Annotated in this window: 20 protein-coding genes; 12 read left to right on the top strand and 8 right to left on the bottom strand. The window is 63.6% G+C overall.

Going from position 1 to position 19,860, the window contains the following annotated elements:
* The first annotated feature begins 9 nt into the window (after positions 1-9).
* Genes RXV90_RS12600 through RXV90_RS12590 form a run of 3 tightly spaced genes read left to right on the top strand, consistent with a single transcriptional unit; the run spans position 10 to position 3,740 of the window.
* Positions 10-957, top strand: a complete 948-nt coding sequence (locus RXV90_RS12600; protein WP_316649111.1) for a 3-hydroxyacyl-CoA dehydrogenase NAD-binding domain-containing protein — start codon at positions 10-12, stop codon at positions 955-957.
* Positions 950-2,617 carry a 2Fe-2S iron-sulfur cluster-binding protein gene (locus tag RXV90_RS12595; RefSeq protein ID WP_316649109.1) on the top strand — a complete coding sequence of 556 codons (1,668 nt, stop codon included), beginning with the start codon at positions 950-952 and terminating at the stop codon, positions 2,615-2,617. Before RXV90_RS12600 ends, RXV90_RS12595 begins: the two co-directional genes overlap by 8 nt.
* Positions 2,607-3,740: an NAD(P)/FAD-dependent oxidoreductase gene (locus RXV90_RS12590; RefSeq protein ID WP_316649108.1), complete on the top strand. Its 1,134-nt coding sequence runs from the start codon at positions 2,607-2,609 to the stop codon at positions 3,738-3,740. The genes RXV90_RS12595 and RXV90_RS12590 overlap by 11 nt, the downstream gene beginning before the upstream one ends.
* On the opposite strand, the gene RXV90_RS12585 is transcribed toward RXV90_RS12590, so the two are convergent.
* Complete coding sequence (locus RXV90_RS12585; RefSeq protein WP_316649106.1) at positions 3,730-4,605, bottom strand: IclR family transcriptional regulator domain-containing protein; 876 nt, start codon at positions 4,603-4,605, stop codon at positions 3,730-3,732. The genes RXV90_RS12590 and RXV90_RS12585 overlap by 11 nt on opposite strands.
* A gap of 173 nt (positions 4,606-4,778) precedes the next feature.
* Between RXV90_RS12585 and RXV90_RS12580 the strand changes: the two genes are divergently transcribed.
* The 9 genes from RXV90_RS12580 to RXV90_RS12540 all read left to right on the top strand — a co-directional run bounded on the left by RXV90_RS12580 (position 4,779) and on the right by RXV90_RS12540 (position 13,726).
* Complete coding sequence (locus tag RXV90_RS12580; RefSeq protein WP_316649104.1) at positions 4,779-6,113, top strand: ABC transporter substrate-binding protein; 1,335 nt, start codon at positions 4,779-4,781, stop codon at positions 6,111-6,113.
* 62 nt (positions 6,114-6,175) lie between these two features.
* A complete protein-coding gene (locus RXV90_RS12575) occupies positions 6,176-7,075 on the top strand; it encodes a carbohydrate ABC transporter permease (RefSeq protein WP_316649103.1) in 900 nt (299 codons plus the stop codon).
* On the top strand, positions 7,072-7,893 hold the full coding sequence (locus tag RXV90_RS12570) for a carbohydrate ABC transporter permease (protein WP_316649102.1): 822 nt from the start codon (positions 7,072-7,074) through the stop codon (positions 7,891-7,893). The genes RXV90_RS12575 and RXV90_RS12570 overlap by 4 nt, the downstream gene beginning before the upstream one ends.
* Before the next feature lies 1 nt (position 7,894).
* A complete protein-coding gene (locus RXV90_RS12565; protein ID WP_316649101.1) occupies positions 7,895-9,025 on the top strand; it encodes an ABC transporter ATP-binding protein in 1,131 nt (376 codons plus the stop codon).
* Positions 9,026-9,037: 12 nt separating this feature from the next.
* Positions 9,038-9,958, top strand: a complete 921-nt coding sequence (locus RXV90_RS12560; RefSeq protein WP_316649100.1) for a dihydrodipicolinate synthase family protein — start codon at positions 9,038-9,040, stop codon at positions 9,956-9,958.
* Between the two features lie 21 nt (positions 9,959-9,979).
* A complete protein-coding gene (locus tag RXV90_RS12555; protein WP_316649099.1) occupies positions 9,980-10,762 on the top strand; it encodes an SDR family oxidoreductase in 783 nt (260 codons plus the stop codon).
* Entirely contained in the window at positions 10,762-11,460 is a 699-nt protein-coding gene (locus RXV90_RS12550) for an SDR family NAD(P)-dependent oxidoreductase (protein WP_316649098.1), read from the top strand. The genes RXV90_RS12555 and RXV90_RS12550 overlap by 1 nt, the downstream gene beginning before the upstream one ends.
* Positions 11,457-12,839 (top strand): aminotransferase class III-fold pyridoxal phosphate-dependent enzyme, encoded by a 1,383-nt coding sequence (locus tag RXV90_RS12545; protein ID WP_316649097.1) that lies wholly within the window; start codon positions 11,457-11,459, stop codon positions 12,837-12,839. Before RXV90_RS12550 ends, RXV90_RS12545 begins: the two co-directional genes overlap by 4 nt.
* A complete protein-coding gene (locus tag RXV90_RS12540; RefSeq protein ID WP_316649096.1) occupies positions 12,839-13,726 on the top strand; it encodes a polysaccharide deacetylase family protein in 888 nt (295 codons plus the stop codon). Before RXV90_RS12545 ends, RXV90_RS12540 begins: the two co-directional genes overlap by 1 nt.
* A 12-nt stretch (positions 13,727-13,738) precedes the next feature.
* Here the strand turns inward: RXV90_RS12540 and RXV90_RS12535 are convergent, their stop codons facing one another.
* From RXV90_RS12535 to RXV90_RS12505, 7 genes are all read right to left on the bottom strand, one after another.
* A complete protein-coding gene (locus tag RXV90_RS12535) occupies positions 13,739-14,773 on the bottom strand; it encodes a trans-3-hydroxy-L-proline dehydratase (protein ID WP_316649095.1) in 1,035 nt (344 codons plus the stop codon).
* On the bottom strand, positions 14,766-15,875 hold the full coding sequence (locus tag RXV90_RS12530; protein ID WP_316649094.1) for a cis-3-hydroxy-L-proline dehydratase: 1,110 nt from the start codon (positions 15,873-15,875) through the stop codon (positions 14,766-14,768). The genes RXV90_RS12535 and RXV90_RS12530 overlap by 8 nt, the downstream gene beginning before the upstream one ends.
* Before the next feature lie 21 nt (positions 15,876-15,896).
* On the bottom strand, positions 15,897-16,634 hold the full coding sequence (locus tag RXV90_RS12525; protein ID WP_316649093.1) for an amino acid ABC transporter ATP-binding protein: 738 nt from the start codon (positions 16,632-16,634) through the stop codon (positions 15,897-15,899).
* On the bottom strand, positions 16,585-17,298 hold the full coding sequence (locus RXV90_RS12520; RefSeq protein WP_316649092.1) for an amino acid ABC transporter permease: 714 nt from the start codon (positions 17,296-17,298) through the stop codon (positions 16,585-16,587). Before RXV90_RS12520 ends, RXV90_RS12525 begins: the two co-directional genes overlap by 50 nt.
* On the bottom strand, positions 17,298-17,975 hold the full coding sequence (locus RXV90_RS12515; protein WP_316649091.1) for an amino acid ABC transporter permease: 678 nt from the start codon (positions 17,973-17,975) through the stop codon (positions 17,298-17,300). The genes RXV90_RS12520 and RXV90_RS12515 overlap by 1 nt, the downstream gene beginning before the upstream one ends.
* A gap of 55 nt (positions 17,976-18,030) precedes the next feature.
* The gene (locus RXV90_RS12510) at positions 18,031-18,840 is read right to left on the bottom strand and encodes a transporter substrate-binding domain-containing protein (RefSeq protein WP_316649090.1); all 810 of its coding nucleotides are present in this window, start codon (positions 18,838-18,840) and stop codon (positions 18,031-18,033) included.
* Positions 18,841-19,119: 279 nt separating this feature from the next.
* Entirely contained in the window at positions 19,120-19,860 is a 741-nt protein-coding gene (locus RXV90_RS12505) for an SDR family NAD(P)-dependent oxidoreductase (protein ID WP_316649089.1), read from the bottom strand.

The raw sequence follows: 19,860 nt of genomic DNA, 5'->3' as shown, positions 1-19,860 counted from the left end.
GGTGGCCGGGTGAGCGATCCCAATCCCCTGAACGTCCAGATCCTGGGAGCAGGGTCGATCGGCTGTGCCTTCGCCGCGGTGTTTCGGGATGCGGGCGCGTCGGTCTGTCTTGTGGAGCCGGATGCCGAGGCGCGCAACTTGACAGAGCCCCGTGTCGAGGCGCAGGCCGAGGCGATCCAATTAGCCGGGCTCACGCGTGGCGGTGGCGGCATGCTCGAGCTCCGCGCCGCCGTTGAAGATGACGTCGCCCACGCTGATCTCGTGCTCGAATGCGGGCCCGAACAGCGAGAGATCAAGGCCGCGATCTTCGCGGATCTGCTGACCCGTGCTGCGCCGGATGCCGTGCTCGCCTCCGCCTCCTCGGCCATACCGATGTCGAAAGTTGTTCCCGATCCTTCGCAGCAGCGCCGCTGCCTCGTGGCGCATCCGGCCAATCCGCCCTCCGTGTTGCGCGTGATCGAACTGACGCCCTGCGACGGAACAAGCGAGGCAACGACCCGGCGCGCCCGCACCATTTTCGAAGGGGCGGGTTTTTCGGCGGTCACGCTGCACCGCGAAATCGAGGGGTTCATCATGAACCGGCTGCAGGGGGCCGTGCTGCGCGAGGCCTATCGCCTCGTTGATGACGGTATCACTACAGCGACGGATATCGATACGGTGATGCGCCTGTCGCTGGGGCCGAGATGGGCGTTCTCGGGGCCCTTCGAAACGGCGGAGCTGAACACACCGGGCGGCATCGCCGCCCATGCCGCGCGCCTTGGCCCGGCCTACAAGCGGATGGGGGAAGCGCGGGGCGAAAGCGTGGATTGGCACCCAGATCTGCTGGCCCAGGTCGAGCGGGAGCGGCGCAAGGCCCTTCCCGCCGACCAGATCCCCGCGCGGGCCAAATGGCGGACACAGGCGGTCGCGCGCCTAATTGCACAGCGCGACAGGATTGCGCGGGGCGAGGATGACTGAGGTTACATTCAGCTTCGACGGCAACCCCGTGCGCGCCGAGGCCGGCCATTCGCTTGCCGCCGCGCTGACGGCCGCGGGATACCGCGCCTTCCGTAGATCACACCGTGACAGCGCACGAGGCCTCTTCTGCGGTATGGGGGTGTGCCAGGACTGTCTGCTCACGGTTGACAAAACACCTAACCGCCGCGCCTGCATGACGAAGGTCGCGGACGGGATGCGCGTTGAGACGCAAGTGCCCTTCCCTGCGCTGGATCCGAAGGCGGCACGCCCGGAGGTGCCCGAGGCACGCCGTCTCGCGCCCGATGTCCTCGTGATCGGTGGGGGCGCCGGAGGGCTGTCTGCCGCCATTGCCGCGCGGCGGGCGGGGGCGGAGGTGGTTCTCGTCGACGAACGCCGCGTTGCGGGAGGGCAGTATTTCAAGCAGGCGGCGGCCGCTGCCCCGCTCGACGCCCAGCAATCCGAAGGGGCGGCGCTTCTAGCGGAAGCCGAGGCATCGGGCGCGGAGATCCTCGGCGGTGTAGAGATCTGGGGGGCGTTTGACGGCCCCGTCTTTCTGGCTCGATGCGATGGCGGCGCGCTTATCCTGCGCCCGAAGACAGTGGTCGTGGCAACCGGAGCCTATGAACGCCCGGCGATCGTGCCCGGCTGGACGCTGCCCGGCGTGATGACCACGGGTGCCGCGCAGACACTGTGGCGGAGTTACCGGACCTTGCCGGGCAAACGCGTGATCGTCGCGGGATCGGGGCCCCTGAACATGCAGGTGGCGCTTGAACTGGCCGAAGGCGGGGCTGAGGTGGCCATGGTGGCGGAAGCCGCCGCCTCGCCCCTGCGTCACCCCTGGCGCGGCGCGCAGCTGTTCACCCGGGGACCTGCGCTGGCCTGGAAGGGCCTTGCCATGCTGCGCGGATTGAAACGCCATGGGGTGCCCGTACGGAACGAAACGCGCCTGGCCGCGATCGAGGCGGATGGCGATGGCCTTCTGGCGCACTTCCGCCGCTCCGATGGAGCAGCGTTCGCGGAGCGGGCGGACGTGATCTGCACGAATGTGGGCTTCGAACCGCAGAACGAGATCCTGCGGCTTCTCGGTGCGGATATGCTCTATGAGCCGACGATGGGCCATCTGCGCTGTGTCAGGAGCGCGGGATTGGAGACCACCGTTCCCGGTCTCTTCGCGGTAGGCGATTGTGCAGGGCTTGGTGGTGCGCCTGCGGCGACTGCCGAAGGGCGCATCGCGGGTCGTGTGGCAGCGGCAAGAGCGGGGTATGGCGACGCCTACGATCTTTTCGCCGACCAGCGCGCCCTCAGGTGGCACAGGCGGTTTCAGGAAACGCTCTGGCACCTGCACGACATCGCACCTGTTGCCATTGCCAACCTGCCCGGCGACACACTTCTCTGCCGATGCGAGGAAATCACCGTCGCAGAGGCGCTTGACGGCTATGCCGCGAACCCGGGCCACATCGGCACGCTGAAGCGCGGCACGCGGCTGGGGATGGGTCGGTGCCAGGGCAGGTATTGCGGCCCGGCCGCAGCCCGCCTGATCGCGGGAATGAGAGGGGAGTCGTTGACCGATCGCAGTTTTTTCGCCCCCCGTGTTCCGATCAAGCCAGTCGCGATCAACGCGATCCTCGCCGCCGAGGAGGCGCTTGGTGGTGACGACTGACGTCCTCGTCATCGGCGGCGGGATTGTCGGGCAGGTCGCGGCGCTCGACCTTGCCGGGGCCGGGGCGCGTGTCACGCTGGTCGATGCGGGCGAGAATGCCGGAAGCACCGCGAATGCCGGAAGCCTGCATGTGCAGATGCAAAGCCGGTTCATCCGCCTCTATCCGGACCACGCGCCCAATGTCGAACGCGCCCTGCCCTTCTACGCGCAGGCCGCCGCGTTATGGGCCGATCTGGAAGCGGATCTGGGGCCCATGGACCTTGTCCGGAATGGCGGGCTCATGCTGGCCGAAAGTGCAGATCAGATGCGGTTTCTCGAAGAAAAGGCCCGGCGGGAGGAGGCCAAGGGGCTCGACGTCGTGCTTCTCGACCGTGCGGCGCTCGATACTGTCGCGCCATGGATCGGGGCGGACATCGTGGGCGCAGAACTCTGCCGCAACGAAGGGAAACTCAACCCGTTACGGGCCAACACGGTGCTTGCGGCGAGGACTGCCGGGTTGGGTATGAAGACGGTTTCAGACAGGATCGAGGCGCTTGAGGCAACGGCCTCCGGCGTGACGGCCCGGGGGCGCAAGGGGCGCTACGAAGCCAGCGAGGTGATCGTGGCCGCCGCATGGGGATCCGGTGCGTTGGTTCGGGAGCTCGGAATCGAGATCCCGACGGCGGCGGAACCCCTGCACATGAACATCACCGAGGCCTGCGACCAAAGGATCGATCACCTCGTCCAGCATGCGGAACGCTCGATCACCCTGAAGCAGTTCAAAACCGGGCAGATCGTCATCGGGGGTGGCTGGCCCGCAACGGACAGGGGGCGAAATACGGTCCCGGGAGTGCGCCAGAGCTCGCTGACGGGCAATGTCGCGCTCGCGGCGCGCCTGGCCCCAGCAATCGGCGCGCTCAGGGTGATCCGCACCTGGGCGGGGATGAACACGACGGCCGATGGCGCCTCGATCATCGGGCGCCTGCCGCAAGCGTCGCGCGTAGTGATGGCCGTGCCTGGGGATGCCGGCTATACGCTCGGGCCGCTGGTGGCGCGCATGGCGGCCGCGATCGTTCTTGAGAAAGACCCGCCTGCCGACCCGGCGCCCTTCACGCCCGCACGCTTCCCGTTGCTCAGCGCGTGATTGCGCGCGAGATATTGGCCACGGTTTCCTGCAGCATCGGCAGGATCGATTCCACCATCGCCTCGGGCGTCATACGGATCGACGGGGCGCCGACATTGATCGCCCCGGCAAGCGTTCCTGTCCGGTTGTAGACGGGCACCGCGATCGAGGTCAGCCCGATCTCAAGTTCCTGATCGACAAGGCACCAGCCCTTTTCGCGCACATCTTCGAGAATGCGGCGGAATTTCACGGGATCGGTGACCGTCCGCTCCGTCATCCGGGTGAGCGGGATCTTGCGGATCATCGCATCCCAAGTCTCCGGCGGCTCCGCTGCAAGAAGAACGCGGCCCGTGGCAGTACTGGCCGCCGGGAAGCGCGCGCCCACGGTAATGCCGATGGAGAGGATGCGGTGGTACTGCGCGCCGCTTACATAGACCACGTCGTACTTGTCGAGAACGGCGGCGGAAACACTTTCGCGCAATTCCTCGGACAGGTGATCGATGAAGGGTCGGGCAATATCCCAGACCCCCTTCGAAGACAGCACCGAATAGCCGAGTTCCAGGACCTGCGGCGTCAGATCGAAGAGCTTGCCATCGGCGACGGCATAGCCCTCGCGCACCAGCGTCAGAAGGATGCGGCGGGCGCCGGCACGGGTATTGCCGGTTTCACTGGCCACTTCGGACAGCGTCATCTTCCGCCGGGTGCGGTTGAAGGCCCGCAAAACCTCGAGCCCCCGGGCAAGGGAACTGACGTAATCGCGCGGATTGACGCCGGCCTCGCTGTCTTCCTCGCGGTCCGGCGCGGCCGTCATAAGCCCGGTCGTAACCTGGCGGCCATCCCGGTCGGGATGCGATGCCCCGTTCTTCTCCGTCACCTTCTCAGCCATTAGGACCTCTTCAAAGCTGGCCGCGCGATATGCAGCACTTTACCGACACGTTGCAATCCTGAACATCGGGCGCTTGCCGCTTCCGAAAAACCTGTTGCACGACTCGGCACAGCTGTATTTATATCGAACAAGAGTGCGCTATGTGAACAATTCAGGCCGCAGGGAGGCTCATAATGACGAAAACACTCTACACTGGCTCAGGACTCACGCGGCGCGGGGCCCTTGCGGGGCTGGCCGCAACAACGGCGATGACTGCCCTGCCCCGGGCCGCGCAGGCGCAGGACGTGACGCTGCGTTGGTGGTCGCCACAGGGCGCGCCGGCCCAGGTCGCCGCCTATGAGACCCAGATCGCATCCTTCGAAGCGGCGAACCCCGGCATCAACGTAATGTTCGAAACGACATCGGACGAAGGATACGCGCCGCAGCTGGCCGCCGCATTCTCGTCAGGCGAAGTGCCAGATATCGTGACGCATCTTCCCTCCTTCGCGGTGCAATCGTATTACGCGAACGACCTGCTTGAGCCTTTCAATGACGTGATCGACGCAATCGGTGCAGATGATTTCTATGCCGGTGCCAACAATGTCTATCTCGCTGGCGATGGCAACTATTGCGGCACGGGAATCGGCAACTCGGCCGCGAACATGCTCTGGCTGCGCCAGGACCTGATGCAACAGGCCGGCATCGACAAGGCCCCGGAAACCTGGGACGAACTGCGCGCCGCCGTGTCGGCGATGCAGACCGGCGGGATATTCGGTGCCCCCCTGCCCTATGGCCTGAACTCGATGACGTCGCTGATTTTCATCGGCTTCATCCACCAGGCAGGCGGGCATGTCTTCACCCCCGATCTCGAGGTGGATATCGACAACGAGGGCACCCGCAACGCGCTTGAATTCTACAAGGAGATGCGTGAGTTCTGCCCGCCGGGCGCCACGAACTACAGCTGGGGCGAAAGCCTGACGGCCTTCGTTTCCGGCGCAACGGCTACCGGCATCTATACCGGCCGCGTGCTGATCAACGTCAACACCCAGAACCCACCGATCGCCGATCATGTGACTTGCGTGACCTATCCGCGGATGTCGACGGATATCGCGCCTTGGACGTTCAACGATTTCCCGTCGGTGATGATCCCCGCGCAATCGGCGAACAAGGACGCCGCGAAGGCATTCGCCGCGCATCTGTTCACCCCGCCGGGCTATATCCAGCAGCTTCACGCGGCCCCAGGCCACGTGCTGCCGGTGCTGAAGTCGATCAACGAGAACCCCGCCTATCAGGACAACGAGATCATCCAGAAGTATCCCGGCGAAGTCGATCTGATGGCCGCGTCGGCGGCGGGCGGCTTCAACCTCGGCTACGAAAGCAGCGATCACAAGTCGAACGACAAGGCCGGGCAGATCATCGGTTCGAACGCGATTTCCGAGCTTGTGGGCCGCGTCGTTCTGAACGGCGACAATGTCGACGAGGCGCTGAGCGCGGCCTCGAAGGCGATTTCCGACATCATGGCCGGCTGATCGCGCTATAGCGAACGTACCGTCCGGCCAGGTGCCGGGCGGTGCCGCGATACGGAAACCAGATGCAACGTACAGAGCGGACATTGCTGGAGCGCCAGTACGCGATGCTGGGGCTTATGCTGATTGCGCCCACGGTTCTCGTGTTCTGCGCGGTCATCGTCTATCCGCTCGTGTCGGCGGTCTACCTGTCGCTGTTCTCGATCTACACACCGACGCTCGAGGGCGACTGGGTAGGGTTTCGGAACTATCGCGAATTGTTCGGGACCGAAGTGTTCTGGTCGTCGCTCTGGAACAACATCATCTGGACGGGCGGCACGCTTACGCTTCAGATCGCCTGCGGCGTGGGCATGGCGCTTGTGCTGCACCAGAACCTGATCTTCCGCAGCCTTGCCCGGTCGCTGATCCTGTTTCCCTATTTCATCTCGACCGTTGTGGCCGTTCTCGTATGGAAGTGGCTGTTCAACGATCTCTACGGGATCATGAACCACCTGCTGATAATGGCGGGGCTGACGGAGTTCCCGATCGACTTCCTCGGCAGCATGCCGAACGCGATGATTTCGGTGATCCTCGTGGGCGCCTGGAAATATTTTCCCTTCGTGGTGATCGCCGTCCTTGCGCGGCTGCAGACCATTCCCGACGCGCTATATGAAGCCGCGCGTATCGATGGGGCCGGGCCAATCGCACGGTTCTTCGACGTCACCCTGCCCCAGCTGCGCGAGGTGCTTGTCGTTATTATCATGCTGCGCGCCATCTGGGACTTCAAGGAATTCGACCTGATCTACCTACTGACCGGCGGCGGGCCGATCACCTCGACCCAGACGCTGCCGCTACTTGTCTACAAGGAAGCGTTCGCGCTGAACCAGATGGGCATGGCCTCGGCCTATGCGGTGGTGATGATGGCGATCATGCTGGTCTTCATGATCCTCTATATCCGGCGCACCCGGTCGGAGGATGCCACATGATCCGGCGCATCCTGTTCAACCTGTTCGCGTGGTCGATCATCCTGGCCGTGGCCTTCCCGCTGTTCTGGATGGTGGTGACGTCGGTCAAGCCGCAGTTCGAGCTGTTCCGCCGCCCGCCGACGATCCTGCCGGAGACATGGACGTTCGAGCATTACATCCGGCTTCTGACGACCACGGATTTCCTCATTTATTTCAAGAACTCCGTCATCCTGTCGCTATCGACCACGCTGGTCGTCATCCTGATCGCGACGATCGGGGCCTACAGCCTCGTGCGCTTCAGGTACCGGGGGCGCGAGAGCCTCGCCTTCCTCGTTCTCTTCACCTACCTCTTGCCGTCCGTCGTGCTGATCATTCCGCTTTACCTGATGCTGGTGCAGCTTGGGCTGTCGAACACGATCTTCTCGCTCGTGATCGCCTACACGACCTTCGCCCTGCCCTATGCCCTCTGGCTCTTGCGCTCCTTCATGGCCGGAATCCCCGAGGATCTTGAAAGCGCCGCCCTCGTCGACGGGGCCTCGCGGCTTGGCGCGTTCGTCGACGTGATCCTGCCCCAGCTTCTGCCCGGCATCATCTCTACCGCGCTCTTCACCTTCATCCTGTCCTGGAACGAATACCTCTATGCGCTTGTGCTGGTGAATTCCGACAGTGCCCGGCCGCTGACCACCGGCGTGATGAACATGCTCGTCAGCGCCTTCAATATCGAGTGGTCGCTTCTGATGGCGGCCTCCGTGATGATGAGCGTGCCGCTGATCATCGTCTTCGCCTTCCTGCAAAGCTATCTGACACGCGGGTTCGGAGCAGGAGGTGTGAAGGGGTAAGATGGCCGACGTCGTTCTGAAAGATATCGTCAAGTCCTTCGGCAGCTTCACCGCCGTGCACGGGCTGAACCTGACCATCAGGTCAGGAGAATTCGTTTCGCTCCTTGGGCCGTCGGGCTGCGGGAAAACCACGACGCTGCGGATGCTGGCGGGGCTCGAGTTTCCCACCTCCGGCACGATTTCCATAGGCGACCGGGTGGTGAACGACGTGGCCCCGGGGCAGCGCGACATCGCAATGGTCTTCCAGTCCTACGCGCTTTACCCGCATCTCACGGTTGCGGGGAACATCGCCTATCCGCTGAAGAAGCGCGGTGTGCCGAAGGTGGAACGCGCGAAGCTGGTACAGAAGACGGCGGAGCTTCTGCAGCTGACCGACCTTCTGAACCGCAAGCCGCGACAGCTTTCCGGTGGCCAGCAGCAGCGCGTTGCCCTTGGCCGGGCGCTTGTGCGGGAACCCAAGGTTTTTCTGCTCGACGAACCCCTGTCGAATCTCGACGCGAAGCTTCGGGGTTACATGCGGGTGGAGCTTGTGGAACTGCACCGCCGCCTCGGACGCACGATGGTTTATGTGACCCATGACCAGCTTGAGGCGATGACCATGTCGGACCGGATTGCCGTGATGGAGGGTGGCAATCTACAGCAATTCGCACCCCCGACCGATGTTTACCGCGAGCCCGCCAACCGCTTCGTCGCGGGCTTCATCGGAACGCCCGCGATGAACCTGATCGACGGTGCGCTTGCCCATGAAAGCGGACGCTGGATCTTCGAGGCCCCGGGCCTCCGCCTCCCTATGCCGGCCCTCGCTGCATCGGCGCAGGCAGGGCCGGCCGCGCTTGGCATCCGGCCAGAGCATGTGAGCTTCGGGGCTGGCAATATCGGCGGTGCGGTTCAGGTCGTGGAGCAGACCGGCCACGAGAACATCGTGGTCGCCGAGATCGCAGGCAACATCCGTATTACCGGCCGCGCGAAGGCCACCGAGATCTGGAAACCAGGGGAACCCGTTCAGGTGGAATTCGATCTGGCGGAGGCGCATGTCTTCGCCACGGGGCCGCACGGTGAACGGCTGAACTCGCCGCGATCACGAAGCGCACCTGAAATGACAGAGACGAGGGCCCAATCGGGCAGTGCTTGAAGGAGTCCAGCCATGGACAGAACCACGATAGACTGGACGGGCCCGATGGTGGCTGTGACGACGCCGTTCCGCGACGATCTTTCGATCGACGAGGAGGCTTTCAGCGCCAACGTCGACCGGCTTTACGCGGCCGGGGCGACGGGCATGGTCACCGCCGGCTGCACGGGAGAGTTCTGGGCGCTCGACTTCAAGGAACGCGAGCGCCTTGCCCGGCTGACGATCTCCGCCGCGGCCGGGCGCGGCCCCTCGATCATCGGGACCGGATCGATCCGCGAGGAAGAGATCATCGATCAGATCCACGCCGCGAAGGAAGCCGGCGCCGATGGCGTTCTGGTGATGCCGCCATACTTCGTGCGCTCTACCGAGGCCGAGATCATCGCGCATTTCGAGACGATAGATGCGAAATCGGTGCTGCCCATCCTGCTTTACAACATCCCGGGAAATGCCGGGAACGAGCTGACGCCCGAAATCACCGACCGGCTGGCGGATCTCGACAAAGTGGTCGGGATCAAGGAAAGCAGCGGCAACTGGAACACGTTCCAGAGCACACTGAACCGGGCAGGCGACCGGATCCGGGTGTTCTGTGGCCCCTCGTCGGTTTTCGGTGTGCCTGCCGTGCTGGCAGGTGCCGATGGCACGATCGATTGCTTTCCGAATGTCTGGGCCCCGGGATGCCTCGACCTCTGGCATCTGACGAATGCCGGCCGGGTGAGCGAGGCCTGGGCGCTGCAGCGTCTCGGGATCGAGATGACCGAACTCTTTACGTCGGGCGGCTGCACGCTTTACCCCGCGACGAAGGCCGCGATGGACCATCTGGGCCTTCCGGGCGGCGGGATGCCACGACCTCCGCTTCGCCCGCTTGACGGCGCAGCGCTAGAGCATCTGACAACCGGCATGGACAATCTCCTTGCCAGATCGGCCAAGGTGGCCTGAGCGCAAGGGAAAGGCAGACCAATGGATCTGGGTCTCACGGGAAAATCAGCAATCGTCACCGCAGCGAGCCGCGGGCTCGGGCTGGCCACGGCAAGGTCACTTGCGCGCGAAGGCGTCAACGTCACGATCAACGCGCGCTCCGCCGATGCGCTGGACGCCGCCGCCGGGCATATCCGTAAGGAATTCGGCGTCGATGTGAAAACGGTCGCGGCCGACTTCAACACGCCGGAGGGGCGTGCGGAACTTCTCGACGTGGCCGGGCTGCCCGATATCCTTGTCAACAATCCCGGCGTGCGGCAGGTGCCCACGCCCTATGACCAGATCAGCGCCGAGGACTGGCGCTACTGGCTGGAGGTGCATTTCCTATCGTCGGTCGACATGATCCAGCGCGTCGCACCGGGAATGGCGGAGCGCAAGTTCGGCCGGATCGTCAACATGTCCGTCAGCTTCATCAAGTTTCCACAGGTAGGCTTCGCCCACAGCCACGCCGCGCGCCTCGCATTGTCGGGCGCTACAGCGGCCATGGTGCGCGAACTGATCGCCCATAACGTGACGATCAACACCGTATGCCCGGGCCTGTTCGATACAGACGCACTGCATACGAATCTGCATGGTCACGCGGAACGCGGCAACACGACCTACGAGGCCATTGTGCAGAACCGGCTTGAAACCTGCCCGGCTGGCCGGTTTGCCAACCCTTCGGAATGCGGCGATCTGATCGCCTACCTCTGCTCCACGCAGGCCGGGTTCATGTCAGGCCAGAACATCGTGAATGACGGTGGCGTCTATCAGGGGCTTTTCTGATGAAGGTCGTCATGATCTCCGGCGGTGGCAGGGGGCTTGGCGCGGCGATCACGGGTAAGCTTCTGAACGAGGGCTGGGCTGTTTCGCTTGGCCTGCGCGATCCCGGCCAGGCGGATGCATTCGGCGCCGGCGAGGCGCAGCTTGCGGCTTTTCCCTTCGACGCGACTGATCCCGCCACGGCGGCGCCCTGGGTCGAAGGCACGGTGGAGCGGTTCGGGCGGCTCGATGCGCTCGTCAACAATGCCGGGATCCTGCGGATGGTGACGTTCGAAACCGGCAGCGAGGACGACCTTGACGCGCTCTGGTCCGTCAACGTCAAGGCGCCGTTCCGGCTGATCCGTGCCGCCATGCCGCATCTGAAACGAGCCGGTTCAGGCCGGATCGTCAACATCGCCTCGACCGACGCCAAACGGTTTCGCGAAGGCACCTCGCTCGGCTACGCGATGACCAAGCATGCGCTTCTGGCATTGACCCAGGCGGCCCGCGCGGAGGGATGGGATCATGGCCTGCGCGCCACCGCCCTTTGCCCCGGCGCGATCGACACCGATCTGATCGCCGATATCCCCGGCGTCACGCCGAAGGCGGACCGGTTAACTCCGGAGACCGTCGCAGATATGGTTGCCTTTCTTCTGGCCTTGCCAAACCAGGCCAGCGTGCCAGAACTGGTCGCGAATACGCGAAAGGAAAGCCTGATATGACGCTTGATCCAAGCACCATCAACGACGAGCTTGCCGCATGGGACCGCGATTGCCTTCTGCATCCAGCCACGCACACAGCCGGACATGCACGCGGCGATCTGCCCGGCCGGATCGTGACCGGCGGCGACGGGGTTTACATCACGGACCGCGACGGCAACCGCCTGCTCGATGCTTTTGCAGCGCTTTATTGCGTGAACGTGGGCTACGGGCGCACGCAGATCGCCGATGCGATCGCGAAGCAGGCGCACGAACTCGCCTATTTCCATTCCTATGCTGGCCATGGCAATGCGGCGGCGATCCGTCTGGCGAAGATGGTGATGGACCGTGCGCCAGATCACATGGCGCGGGTCTATTTCGGGCTATCAGGCTCCGATGCCAACGAAACGAATGTCAAACTTGCCTGGCATTACAATATCCTGCGCGGCAAACCTGAGAAGAAGAAGATCATCAGCCGCTGGCGCGCCTATCACGGTTCCGGCATCGTTTCGGGATCGATGACGGGGCTGAAGCTGTATCACGACCGGTTCAACCTTCCCCTCGACGGCTTTCTGCACACCGAGACGCCGCACTACCTGCGGCGGGCGGATCGGGACATGCGCGAGGCCGACTTCACCGCCTTTCTCATCCGCTCGCTCGAAGAGATGATCGAGCGCGAGGGGCCCGACACCATTGCGGCCTTCATCGGTGAACCCGTTCTCGGAACAGGGGGAATCGTCCCCCCGCCAGAGGGGTACTGGGCCGGGGTGCAGGAAGTGCTGGACCGGCACGACATCCTTCTGATCACCGACGAGGTCGTGACAGGGTTCGGCCGCACGGGCACGATGTTCGCGACTGAACGCTATGGCCTCAGGCCCGATTTCATCACGATCGCGAAGGGCCTCACCTCTGCATATGCCCCGCTTTCGGGCTCCATCATCTCGAACCGGGTGTTCGAGGTTCTGGCCCAGGGCACGGACGATTTCGGCCCGCTCGGCCATGGCTGGACCTATTCGGCCCATCCGATTGGCGCGGCCGCCGGTGTTGCGACGCTGGACCTTGTCGACAGTCTGGGGCTTGTGGAAAAGGCGCGCGATACGGGTGCCTACCTACTCGAAAGCCTGGCGAAGGCTGTCGCGGATCATCCCAAGGTCGCGGAGGTGCGCGGGATCGGCATGCTTGCCGCGGTGGAGTTCATGGACGATCCGGAGAACGGTGTCTGGTTCCCGAACATGGCCGTCACGCCCAAGATTGCCGAAGAGATGTTGAGGCACGGGGTGATCGCGCGCGCCATGCCGGAAGGCAATATCATGGGCTTTGCACCTCCCCTTTCCATCACCCGCGAGGAAATCGACGTGATCGCCGACGCGTTGAAGGCCGCGGTCGAGGCCGTGTTCGGGTGATGAACGATCCGCGCCCCTGGGAGATGCCCGAGGCCGTCTGGCGTCGGGCGGTCCAGCGGGTGCGGGCTGGCCGGGAGCTGTCGCCTGAGACATGGCCCGGTGGCGCGCGCAGTGCCTTCGCGCTGTCCTTCGACTGCGACCACGAAACCTTCGAGCTTGGGCAGGGCCGTGCCGCCATGGGACGGCTCGCGTGGGGTGAGTTCGGCCGCCGCAGGGGCGTGCCGCGCATCCTCGATGTCCTCGCCCGTCATGACATCCGCAGCACGTTCTTCATGCCCGCCGTCTCCGCGCTCATAGATCCGGGCGCCCTGGCCCCGATTGTCAGCGCCGGGCACGAGATCGGGGTGCACGGGTGGATCCACGAAAACACCTCGACACTCGACCGGGAGACGGAATGGGATCTTCTCGTGAGAGCGCGCGACACGCTTGAAAAGCTTGCAGGCACGCGCCCCGTGGGGCACCGCGCGGCCCATTGGGACCTCAGCGAACACACGATTGACCTGGTGGCCGAAGCCGGGTTTTCCTATGATTCGAGCATGATGGCGGATGACGCCTGCTACGAACTTCTCTCCTGCGGGCAGCCCACAGGGCTTGTCGAAATCCCCGTCGACTGGGTGCGCGACGACGCGGTTTATCTTCTCTTCAACCGCGAACCTCCGACGCGGCCATGGACGCCGCCGGCGGATGTGCTCGATATCTTCACGCGCGAATTCGATGCGGCCTTTGACGAGGGCGCGCTGTGCCAGCTTGTGTTCCACCCCTTCGTGATCGGCTACCGGTCGCGCATCTGGATTCTCGAGGCACTGATACGGCATGCGAAATCACGCGGTGACGTCTGGTTTCCAACGCATGCCGAGCTTGCGGACTGGGTCCGCGAAACCGCCTGAGCACCGGACGCGTCAGAACCCCTGCATCGGCCAGGTATCCCCCAGGCGATAGCCGCGCTTGAAAGGATCGTCGGGGTCGAGGAGAAGCTGTTTCGTTTCCGTGATCCAACCGCGCCCCCTTATCGAGGGCAGGATTGCGGGCACGCCTCCCACTTCGCACTCGGCCTCCACCCGGCACTCGAACCGGGTGCCGAGGATGGAAATGCCCACGAACGTCTCGCCCGTTTCAAGAAGGCCTTGCGTCCGCAACAGCGCCATCCGGGCCGAACACCCGGTGCCCGTCGGGCACCGGTCGAGCTTGCCCGGATCGATCACCACCGTGTTCCGGCCAGTCAGCACACCATCGATGCGTTCGACAGGCTCGGTGAACTGGCAGAAGGAGATATGCGTCCAGTCGGGCAGATCGGGGTGGTGGAAGCCAAGCTGTTCGGTCGCGGCCCGCGTGATGCGCATGCCCGCCTCGACAAGCGCACCGGCCGCGTCGGGCTGAAGCGCAAGGCCCAGATCCGCCGCCTCGACGATCACGAAGCTGTCCCCGCCATAGGCTGTGTCCACGCGAAGCGTCCCGATGCCCTCGACCTCGAGCATCGCATCGCGGCGCCCCACGAAGCTCGGCACGTTGGTGACGCGGATCTTTTCGGCCTTCCCGTCCCGGCAGGTGGCGGTGATATCGACAATCCCGCCCGGCGCCTCGAGACGGAAGCGCGTTTCCGGCTCTTCCATCGGAACGATACCGGCATCGAGCAATACGGTCGCCACGCAGATCGAGTTCGAGCCTGACATGGGCGGGCTATGGGACGGTTCCATGATGATGAAGCCCGACGCGGCGGAGGGATCCTTCGGTGGCACAAGCAGGTTCACATGTCGGAACACCCCACCCCGCGGTTCGTTCAGCACGAAATCCCTGAGCCCGCCATCTTCCTGGATCCAGCGCGACTGCGCCCAGAGCGTTTCCCCGGGCGGAGGCGCGACGCCACCCACGATGACATCGCCAACCTCGCCTTCCGCGTGGCAGCCGACGATGTGAATGGTGCGGTCGCTACGCACGGTAGGTGTCGAACACCGGATCCCCGAGTGCGGAGAGGATAGGCGTGATGCCAAGCCCCGGCGCATCGGCGGCGCGCATTCTTCCGTCGATCCGTTTCGGTGCACCTTCTGCGATATCGACCGTGCCGTAAGAGTTGAAATCGGTGGCCGAGAACGAGAATTCCTCCGGCGTCGACTGCGCAAGATGGGCGATGGTCGCGGTCACGATATCCCCGCCCCAGGTATCCTCGATCGTCATGGGAATGCCCGATGAGATACACAGGTCGCGGATTTGGCGGGCTTTCGTCAGACCGCCGACTTTCGAGATCTTCAGATTGATCACATCCATGGCGCCGTCGGCAAGGCCCTGGATCAGGCTGTCGACGCCCGTAATCACCTCGTCCAGCACGAAGGGAAGCGATGTGCGGCGCCGTGTCACGAGGCATTCCTCATAGGTCGGGCACGGCTGTTCGATATAGACATCGACGTCGCGCACGGCATTCACCACACGCGCTGCCTCGTGCATCGTCCAGCCGGTATTCGCATCCGCCACCAGCACATCGCCGGGCCGCATCTCTGCCGCGCTGAGGTGGATGCGCTCGATATCGCTATCCGCATCGGCACCAACCTTGAGCTGGAACTTGGTGTAACCCTCGTCTCGATAGCCCGCCACGTTCGCCGCCATAGCCTTTGGTTCGATCTGCGAGATTGCCCGGTAGAGCGCCACATCCTCCTGCGCCTTGCCGCCGAGGAGCGTGTAAACTGGCAGCCCCGTCGCCTGCCCCAGAATATCCCAGCACGCCACGTCGATCGCCGACTTGATATAGGGGTGCCCGCGCAGTTCCGCGTCCATGAAACGGTTTAGATTTGCAAGATCGCGCGGATCGTGGCCGATCACCTTGGGCGCGATCTCCGCAAGACCCGAGCGAACACCGAAGGCATAGGCCGGCAGATAGGCGGAGCCCAAGGGGCAGCATTCGCCATACCCCGTCAGGCCCGCATCCGTTTCAACGGCCACGACGGTGCTGTCGAAGACCTCAACGAAATTGCCGTTCGACCAGCTGTAGCGGCCCTCTTTCAGGGGCAGATCAACCTGATAGGCGCGGATCGCGGTAATCTTCATTCATGGCTCTCCCAAAGCCGGTCAGTGCCGGATGATCTTGCTGAAGAAATTCTTCGCCCGTTCCGTCTTCGGCGCGTTGAACAACTCGGCAGGTGATCCGCTTTCGATCACTTCGCCACCGTCCATGAAGACGACCTTGTTCGCAACCTCCCGCACGAAACCCATCTCGTGGCTGACGATGACCATCGTCATGCCCTCGGAGGCAAGCTTGCGGATGGCGTCGAGCACTTCGTTGACGAGTTCGGGGTCAAGCGCAGACGTCACCTCGTCGAGAAGCAGGATCTGCGGTTTCAGCGCAAGCGCGCGGGCGAGCGCGACCCGTTGCTGCTGCCCGCCCGAAAGCTGATCGGGATATGCCCCCGCCTTGTCGGAAAGCCCGACGAGCGTCAGAAGGCGCAACGCCTCGGCCTCAACATCGCCGCGCGGCCAGCCCTTGATCTTCGTGGGTGCGAGCGTGACATTCTGCATCACTGTCATGTTCTGAAACAGGTTGTACTGCTGGAACACGATCGCCATCCGGTCGCGCGCCGCCCGTACGGCGCGCGCATTCGAGTAATCCATCGTCTCGCCCGCAATCGACACGCTGCCCCCGGTGATCGGCGTCAGCCCCATCAGCGCCCGCAGCACCGTCGACTTGCCCGACCCGGACGGCCCGACAAGCGCGGCGATTTCGCCGGCTTCGATTGAAAGCGAGATCCCGTGCAGGACCTCAAGTGCGCCGTATTTTGCGCGCACGTCGCTGACCGCGAGGTGTGGCAAGTCGTTTCTCCAGATGTTGGCCGAGGAGGCTCAAGGGGAAGGATATCAGGAAGTAGCACAAGGCAATGGTTCCGAAAACAAGGATGCCGGAATAGCCCTGATTGTTCAGCTCCTTACCGCGGAAGGTTAATTCGAAGACACCGACCTGACTGACCAGCGCCGTATCCTTGATGAAGGACACCGCGAAGGCGATGGCGGGCGGCACGATCACCGGCCAGGCCTGAGGCAGAACAATCGTGAGCGTCGTTTGCAGGCGCGAGAGATTCATAGCCTCCGCCGCCTCGACCTGGGTGCGAGGAACGGATTCGATCCCGCCCCGGATGATGTCAGCCGTGTAGGCGACCGCGTAAAGGCAGATCGCGATCACCGCGATGGTGAAGAGCGAGGCATCGGGCGTCACCGCCTGAATGAAGAACAGGACGAGGTAGATCACCACGATAAAGGGGATGCGGCGGAAAACCTCGACATAGGTGATGCAGATCCAGCGCAGCGGCATGGCCCAGAGGCCCGGCGTCTGCCGCAGATAGACCAGGATGAACGCGAGGAAGAAGCCGATGAGGCAACCGGTGGCCGTCATGGCCAGGGTCAGACCCGCCGCCTCGAGCAGAAGCGCCATGTTGCCGGAGCTGAAGAACCGCGGGGCCTGTTCGAGAATGCGTTCCATCAGAAGATCTTCGCCTTCACGCGGAAAGCCCAGCGGCCGAGGAGCGCAAGACCGATACTCGCGATGAAGGTCAGCACGACATACATCCCTGCGACCACCGTGAAATATTCGAGCCAGCGGTAGTTCACCGTCGACAGGTTGATGGCTTGCCCGGTGAGTTCATCAACCCCGATCAGTGCGCCGACCGATGTGCCCATCACCAGAACGACGATGAAAAAATTGGCGAGCGCCGGATAGATCGACTTCGCAATGTGGGGGACGATGATGTAGCGGACCTGCTGGATCAGCGACATGCCGAGCGTCTGCCCTGCCTCGAGTTCGGTGATCCTGACCGAAAGGAAGCCCGCACGCAGGATGAGCGTCAGATAGGCGCCCGCGTTAAGGGTAAGGCCGATCAGCAGGCACGCCTCGTTGGACCATCGAATCCCCACCTCCGGCAGCCCGAAATAAAGAAAGTAGATCTGGATGAGGGCCGGGGTGTTGGTGATGAAGACGACATAGCTGTCGACTAGAAACCGCACTGGCCATGGCCCGTAGGTTTTCAGTGTTGCGCAGAAGAGCCCGATCAGCGCACCGCCCCCAAACGCGAAGACGCCAAGCTGAAATGTCAGCAGGGCGCCTTCCAGAAGCGCATCGAAGTTGTCCCAGACAACACCGAACTGAAATCTGTAGTTCATGCGGATTTCGCCTGGGCGCCCGGCCCCGCGCGGGCCGGGCCTTCGGTTTCGTCAATCAGAAGTAGGGATCGGGATCGACGGTGCGCAGCATCGGCGCGCCATAGAACTTCTCCCACGTCTCGTTCACGAAACCAGACGAGTGCAAATTGTAAAGCGCAATGTTCAGAACCTCGGTGAGGTTGTCGTTGCCCTGCGCCACGCCGATCGCGCAATAGGCCACGAAAATCGGGTTCTCGACCACGCGCCAGTTCACGTCCTGGTAATTCTCGGTGAAGGCCATGAAGAAGTCGATGTTCTCGACAATCGCATCCGCCCGGCCCTGAGCCACGAGGCGCACGGTGTCGGCCAGCGTGTCGACCAGCTCAAGCTCGACATTCGGCATGTTCTCCCCGATCCAGTCGACCGTCCAGTTGCCGCGCATGTTTGCGAGCGTCACGCCCTCCTTGTTGAAATCCTCCCAACTGTCGCCTTCGATCTTGTCGGTGGCGAGCACCGCAAGCACCTCGGTATGAAGCGGCACTGTGTAATCGATCAGCTTCGCGCGCTCGGTGTTGCGCGTCAGCGCGCCAAGCGAGATGTCGATGCGGTCTGAGACGAGGAACGGCACGCGCTGAGGCGTTTCCGTGGGCACCCATTCAACTTCGACCCCGATCGCGGCAGCCAGCGCCTTGCCCACCTCGATATCGAAGCCTTCCCACTCGCCCGCGTCATTCCGCGTGCTCATGTTGGGGAAGTTCGGGTTGATCCCGATCCGGATCACGCCGTCCGTCAGGATGTCGTCCAGGCTTTTGGCCTGTACTGCGGTCAGCGACATGGCCGCCATGGCAATCCCGGCCATACCGGCCAGCAGGGTTCTCTTGAGCATCGGCATTTCTCCCGTTGGTGTCCCCCAATGCGTGGGGCGGTTCTTGTAGTCCGCCGTGAGCAGTTGGCTCACTTTGTGCGCAAAACGAACTTTTGTGCGATATCAGCGTCAGGGAGAATGGCGCGTCTGTCAATCCCCAGCATGCCGCCGTTCCGGGGATTGGCGATCGGGAATGCGCGCTCCTGCCCCAAGTCGGTCACACAGGAGTTCAGGGCGCGCGTGCGCGGCCATTGTAGACAGGAAAGATCCGGCCCGCGGACGGGGCCGGGACGGTGGGCCCTAAGACATCACGTAGTTCAGCACGATCCGGCCGCCGTCGATATAGATTGTCTCGCCCGTGATGTAGCTGGCCTTGTCGGAGCAGAGGAACGCCACCACGTCACCCACTTCCCGCGCCGTACCAGCGCGGCCGAGCGGCGTACGCGACATGGCCATGCGATAGGCCTCGGGGTTCGCGTTGACGCCGGCCATCATCTCGGTATCGATCGAACCGGGGCCCACGGCGTTGACGCGGATCCCGTTCGGCGCAAGTGCGATCGCCGCAGCCTTGGTCAGCTGCATCACGCCGCCCTTCGAGGCGCAATAAGCCGGGATCGCGGGGATGGCGACATGGGCGTTCACCGACGACATGTTGACGATGGCGCCGTTGATCCCTTCCTTCACCATCGTTTGCGCCGCCCGCTGCAGGGCAACGAAGACACCGCGAAGGTTCACGCCAATCACCGTGTCGAAGGCATCGAGGTCGTAGGTGAGGAAATCGCCCGGCATCGCGATCCCGGCATTGTTCACAAGCGCCGAGACTGGCCCGTGATCGGCCTCGATTTCATCGAACATCGCGCCGATCGCCCCGGGATCGGCCATGTCGCAAATCATGCCGACACCGCCCAGTGTCTCCGCCGCCTCGTGAACGCTGTCTTTCACATCGGCGAGGACAACCTTGTATCCGTCCTCCGTCAGCGCCTCGGCGCCGGCAAGGCCGATGCCCTGCGCGCCGCCTGTCACCAAGGCTATCTTTGTCAT

The sequence above is a fragment of the Ovoidimarina sediminis genome (assembly GCF_032586175.1).
In the GTDB taxonomy this organism is placed as follows: Bacteria; Pseudomonadota; Alphaproteobacteria; order Rhodobacterales; family Rhodobacteraceae; genus Ovoidimarina; species Ovoidimarina sediminis.
This window is presented reverse-complemented; position numbering and strand designations above follow the sequence as displayed.

Bases quoted from the DNA above. Each gene is read 5' to 3' on its own strand.
- RXV90_RS12505 (WP_316649089.1), bottom strand. From the start codon at position 19,860: ATGACAAAGATAGCCTTGGTGACAGGCGGCGCGCAGGGCATCGGCCTT.
- RXV90_RS12560 (WP_316649100.1), top strand. From the start codon at position 9,038: ATGGACAGAACCACGATAGACTGGACGGGCCCGATGGTGGCTGTGACG.
- RXV90_RS12540 (WP_316649096.1), top strand. From the start codon at position 12,839: ATGAACGATCCGCGCCCCTGGGAGATGCCCGAGGCCGTCTGGCGTCGG.
- RXV90_RS12580 (WP_316649104.1), top strand. From the start codon at position 4,779: ATGACGAAAACACTCTACACTGGCTCAGGACTCACGCGGCGCGGGGCC.
- RXV90_RS12585 (WP_316649106.1), bottom strand. From the start codon at position 4,605: ATGGCTGAGAAGGTGACGGAGAAGAACGGGGCATCGCATCCCGACCGG.
- RXV90_RS12520 (WP_316649092.1), bottom strand. From the start codon at position 17,298: ATGGAACGCATTCTCGAACAGGCCCCGCGGTTCTTCAGCTCCGGCAAC.
- RXV90_RS12545 (WP_316649097.1), top strand. From the start codon at position 11,457: ATGACGCTTGATCCAAGCACCATCAACGACGAGCTTGCCGCATGGGAC.
- RXV90_RS12515 (WP_316649091.1), bottom strand. From the start codon at position 17,975: ATGAACTACAGATTTCAGTTCGGTGTTGTCTGGGACAACTTCGATGCG.
- RXV90_RS12530 (WP_316649094.1), bottom strand. From the start codon at position 15,875: ATGAAGATTACCGCGATCCGCGCCTATCAGGTTGATCTGCCCCTGAAA.
- RXV90_RS12595 (WP_316649109.1), top strand. From the start codon at position 950: ATGACTGAGGTTACATTCAGCTTCGACGGCAACCCCGTGCGCGCCGAG.
- RXV90_RS12570 (WP_316649102.1), top strand. From the start codon at position 7,072: ATGATCCGGCGCATCCTGTTCAACCTGTTCGCGTGGTCGATCATCCTG.
- RXV90_RS12565 (WP_316649101.1), top strand. From the start codon at position 7,895: ATGGCCGACGTCGTTCTGAAAGATATCGTCAAGTCCTTCGGCAGCTTC.
- RXV90_RS12510 (WP_316649090.1), bottom strand. From the start codon at position 18,840: ATGCTCAAGAGAACCCTGCTGGCCGGTATGGCCGGGATTGCCATGGCG.
- RXV90_RS12575 (WP_316649103.1), top strand. From the start codon at position 6,176: ATGCAACGTACAGAGCGGACATTGCTGGAGCGCCAGTACGCGATGCTG.
- RXV90_RS12555 (WP_316649099.1), top strand. From the start codon at position 9,980: ATGGATCTGGGTCTCACGGGAAAATCAGCAATCGTCACCGCAGCGAGC.
- RXV90_RS12550 (WP_316649098.1), top strand. From the start codon at position 10,762: ATGAAGGTCGTCATGATCTCCGGCGGTGGCAGGGGGCTTGGCGCGGCG.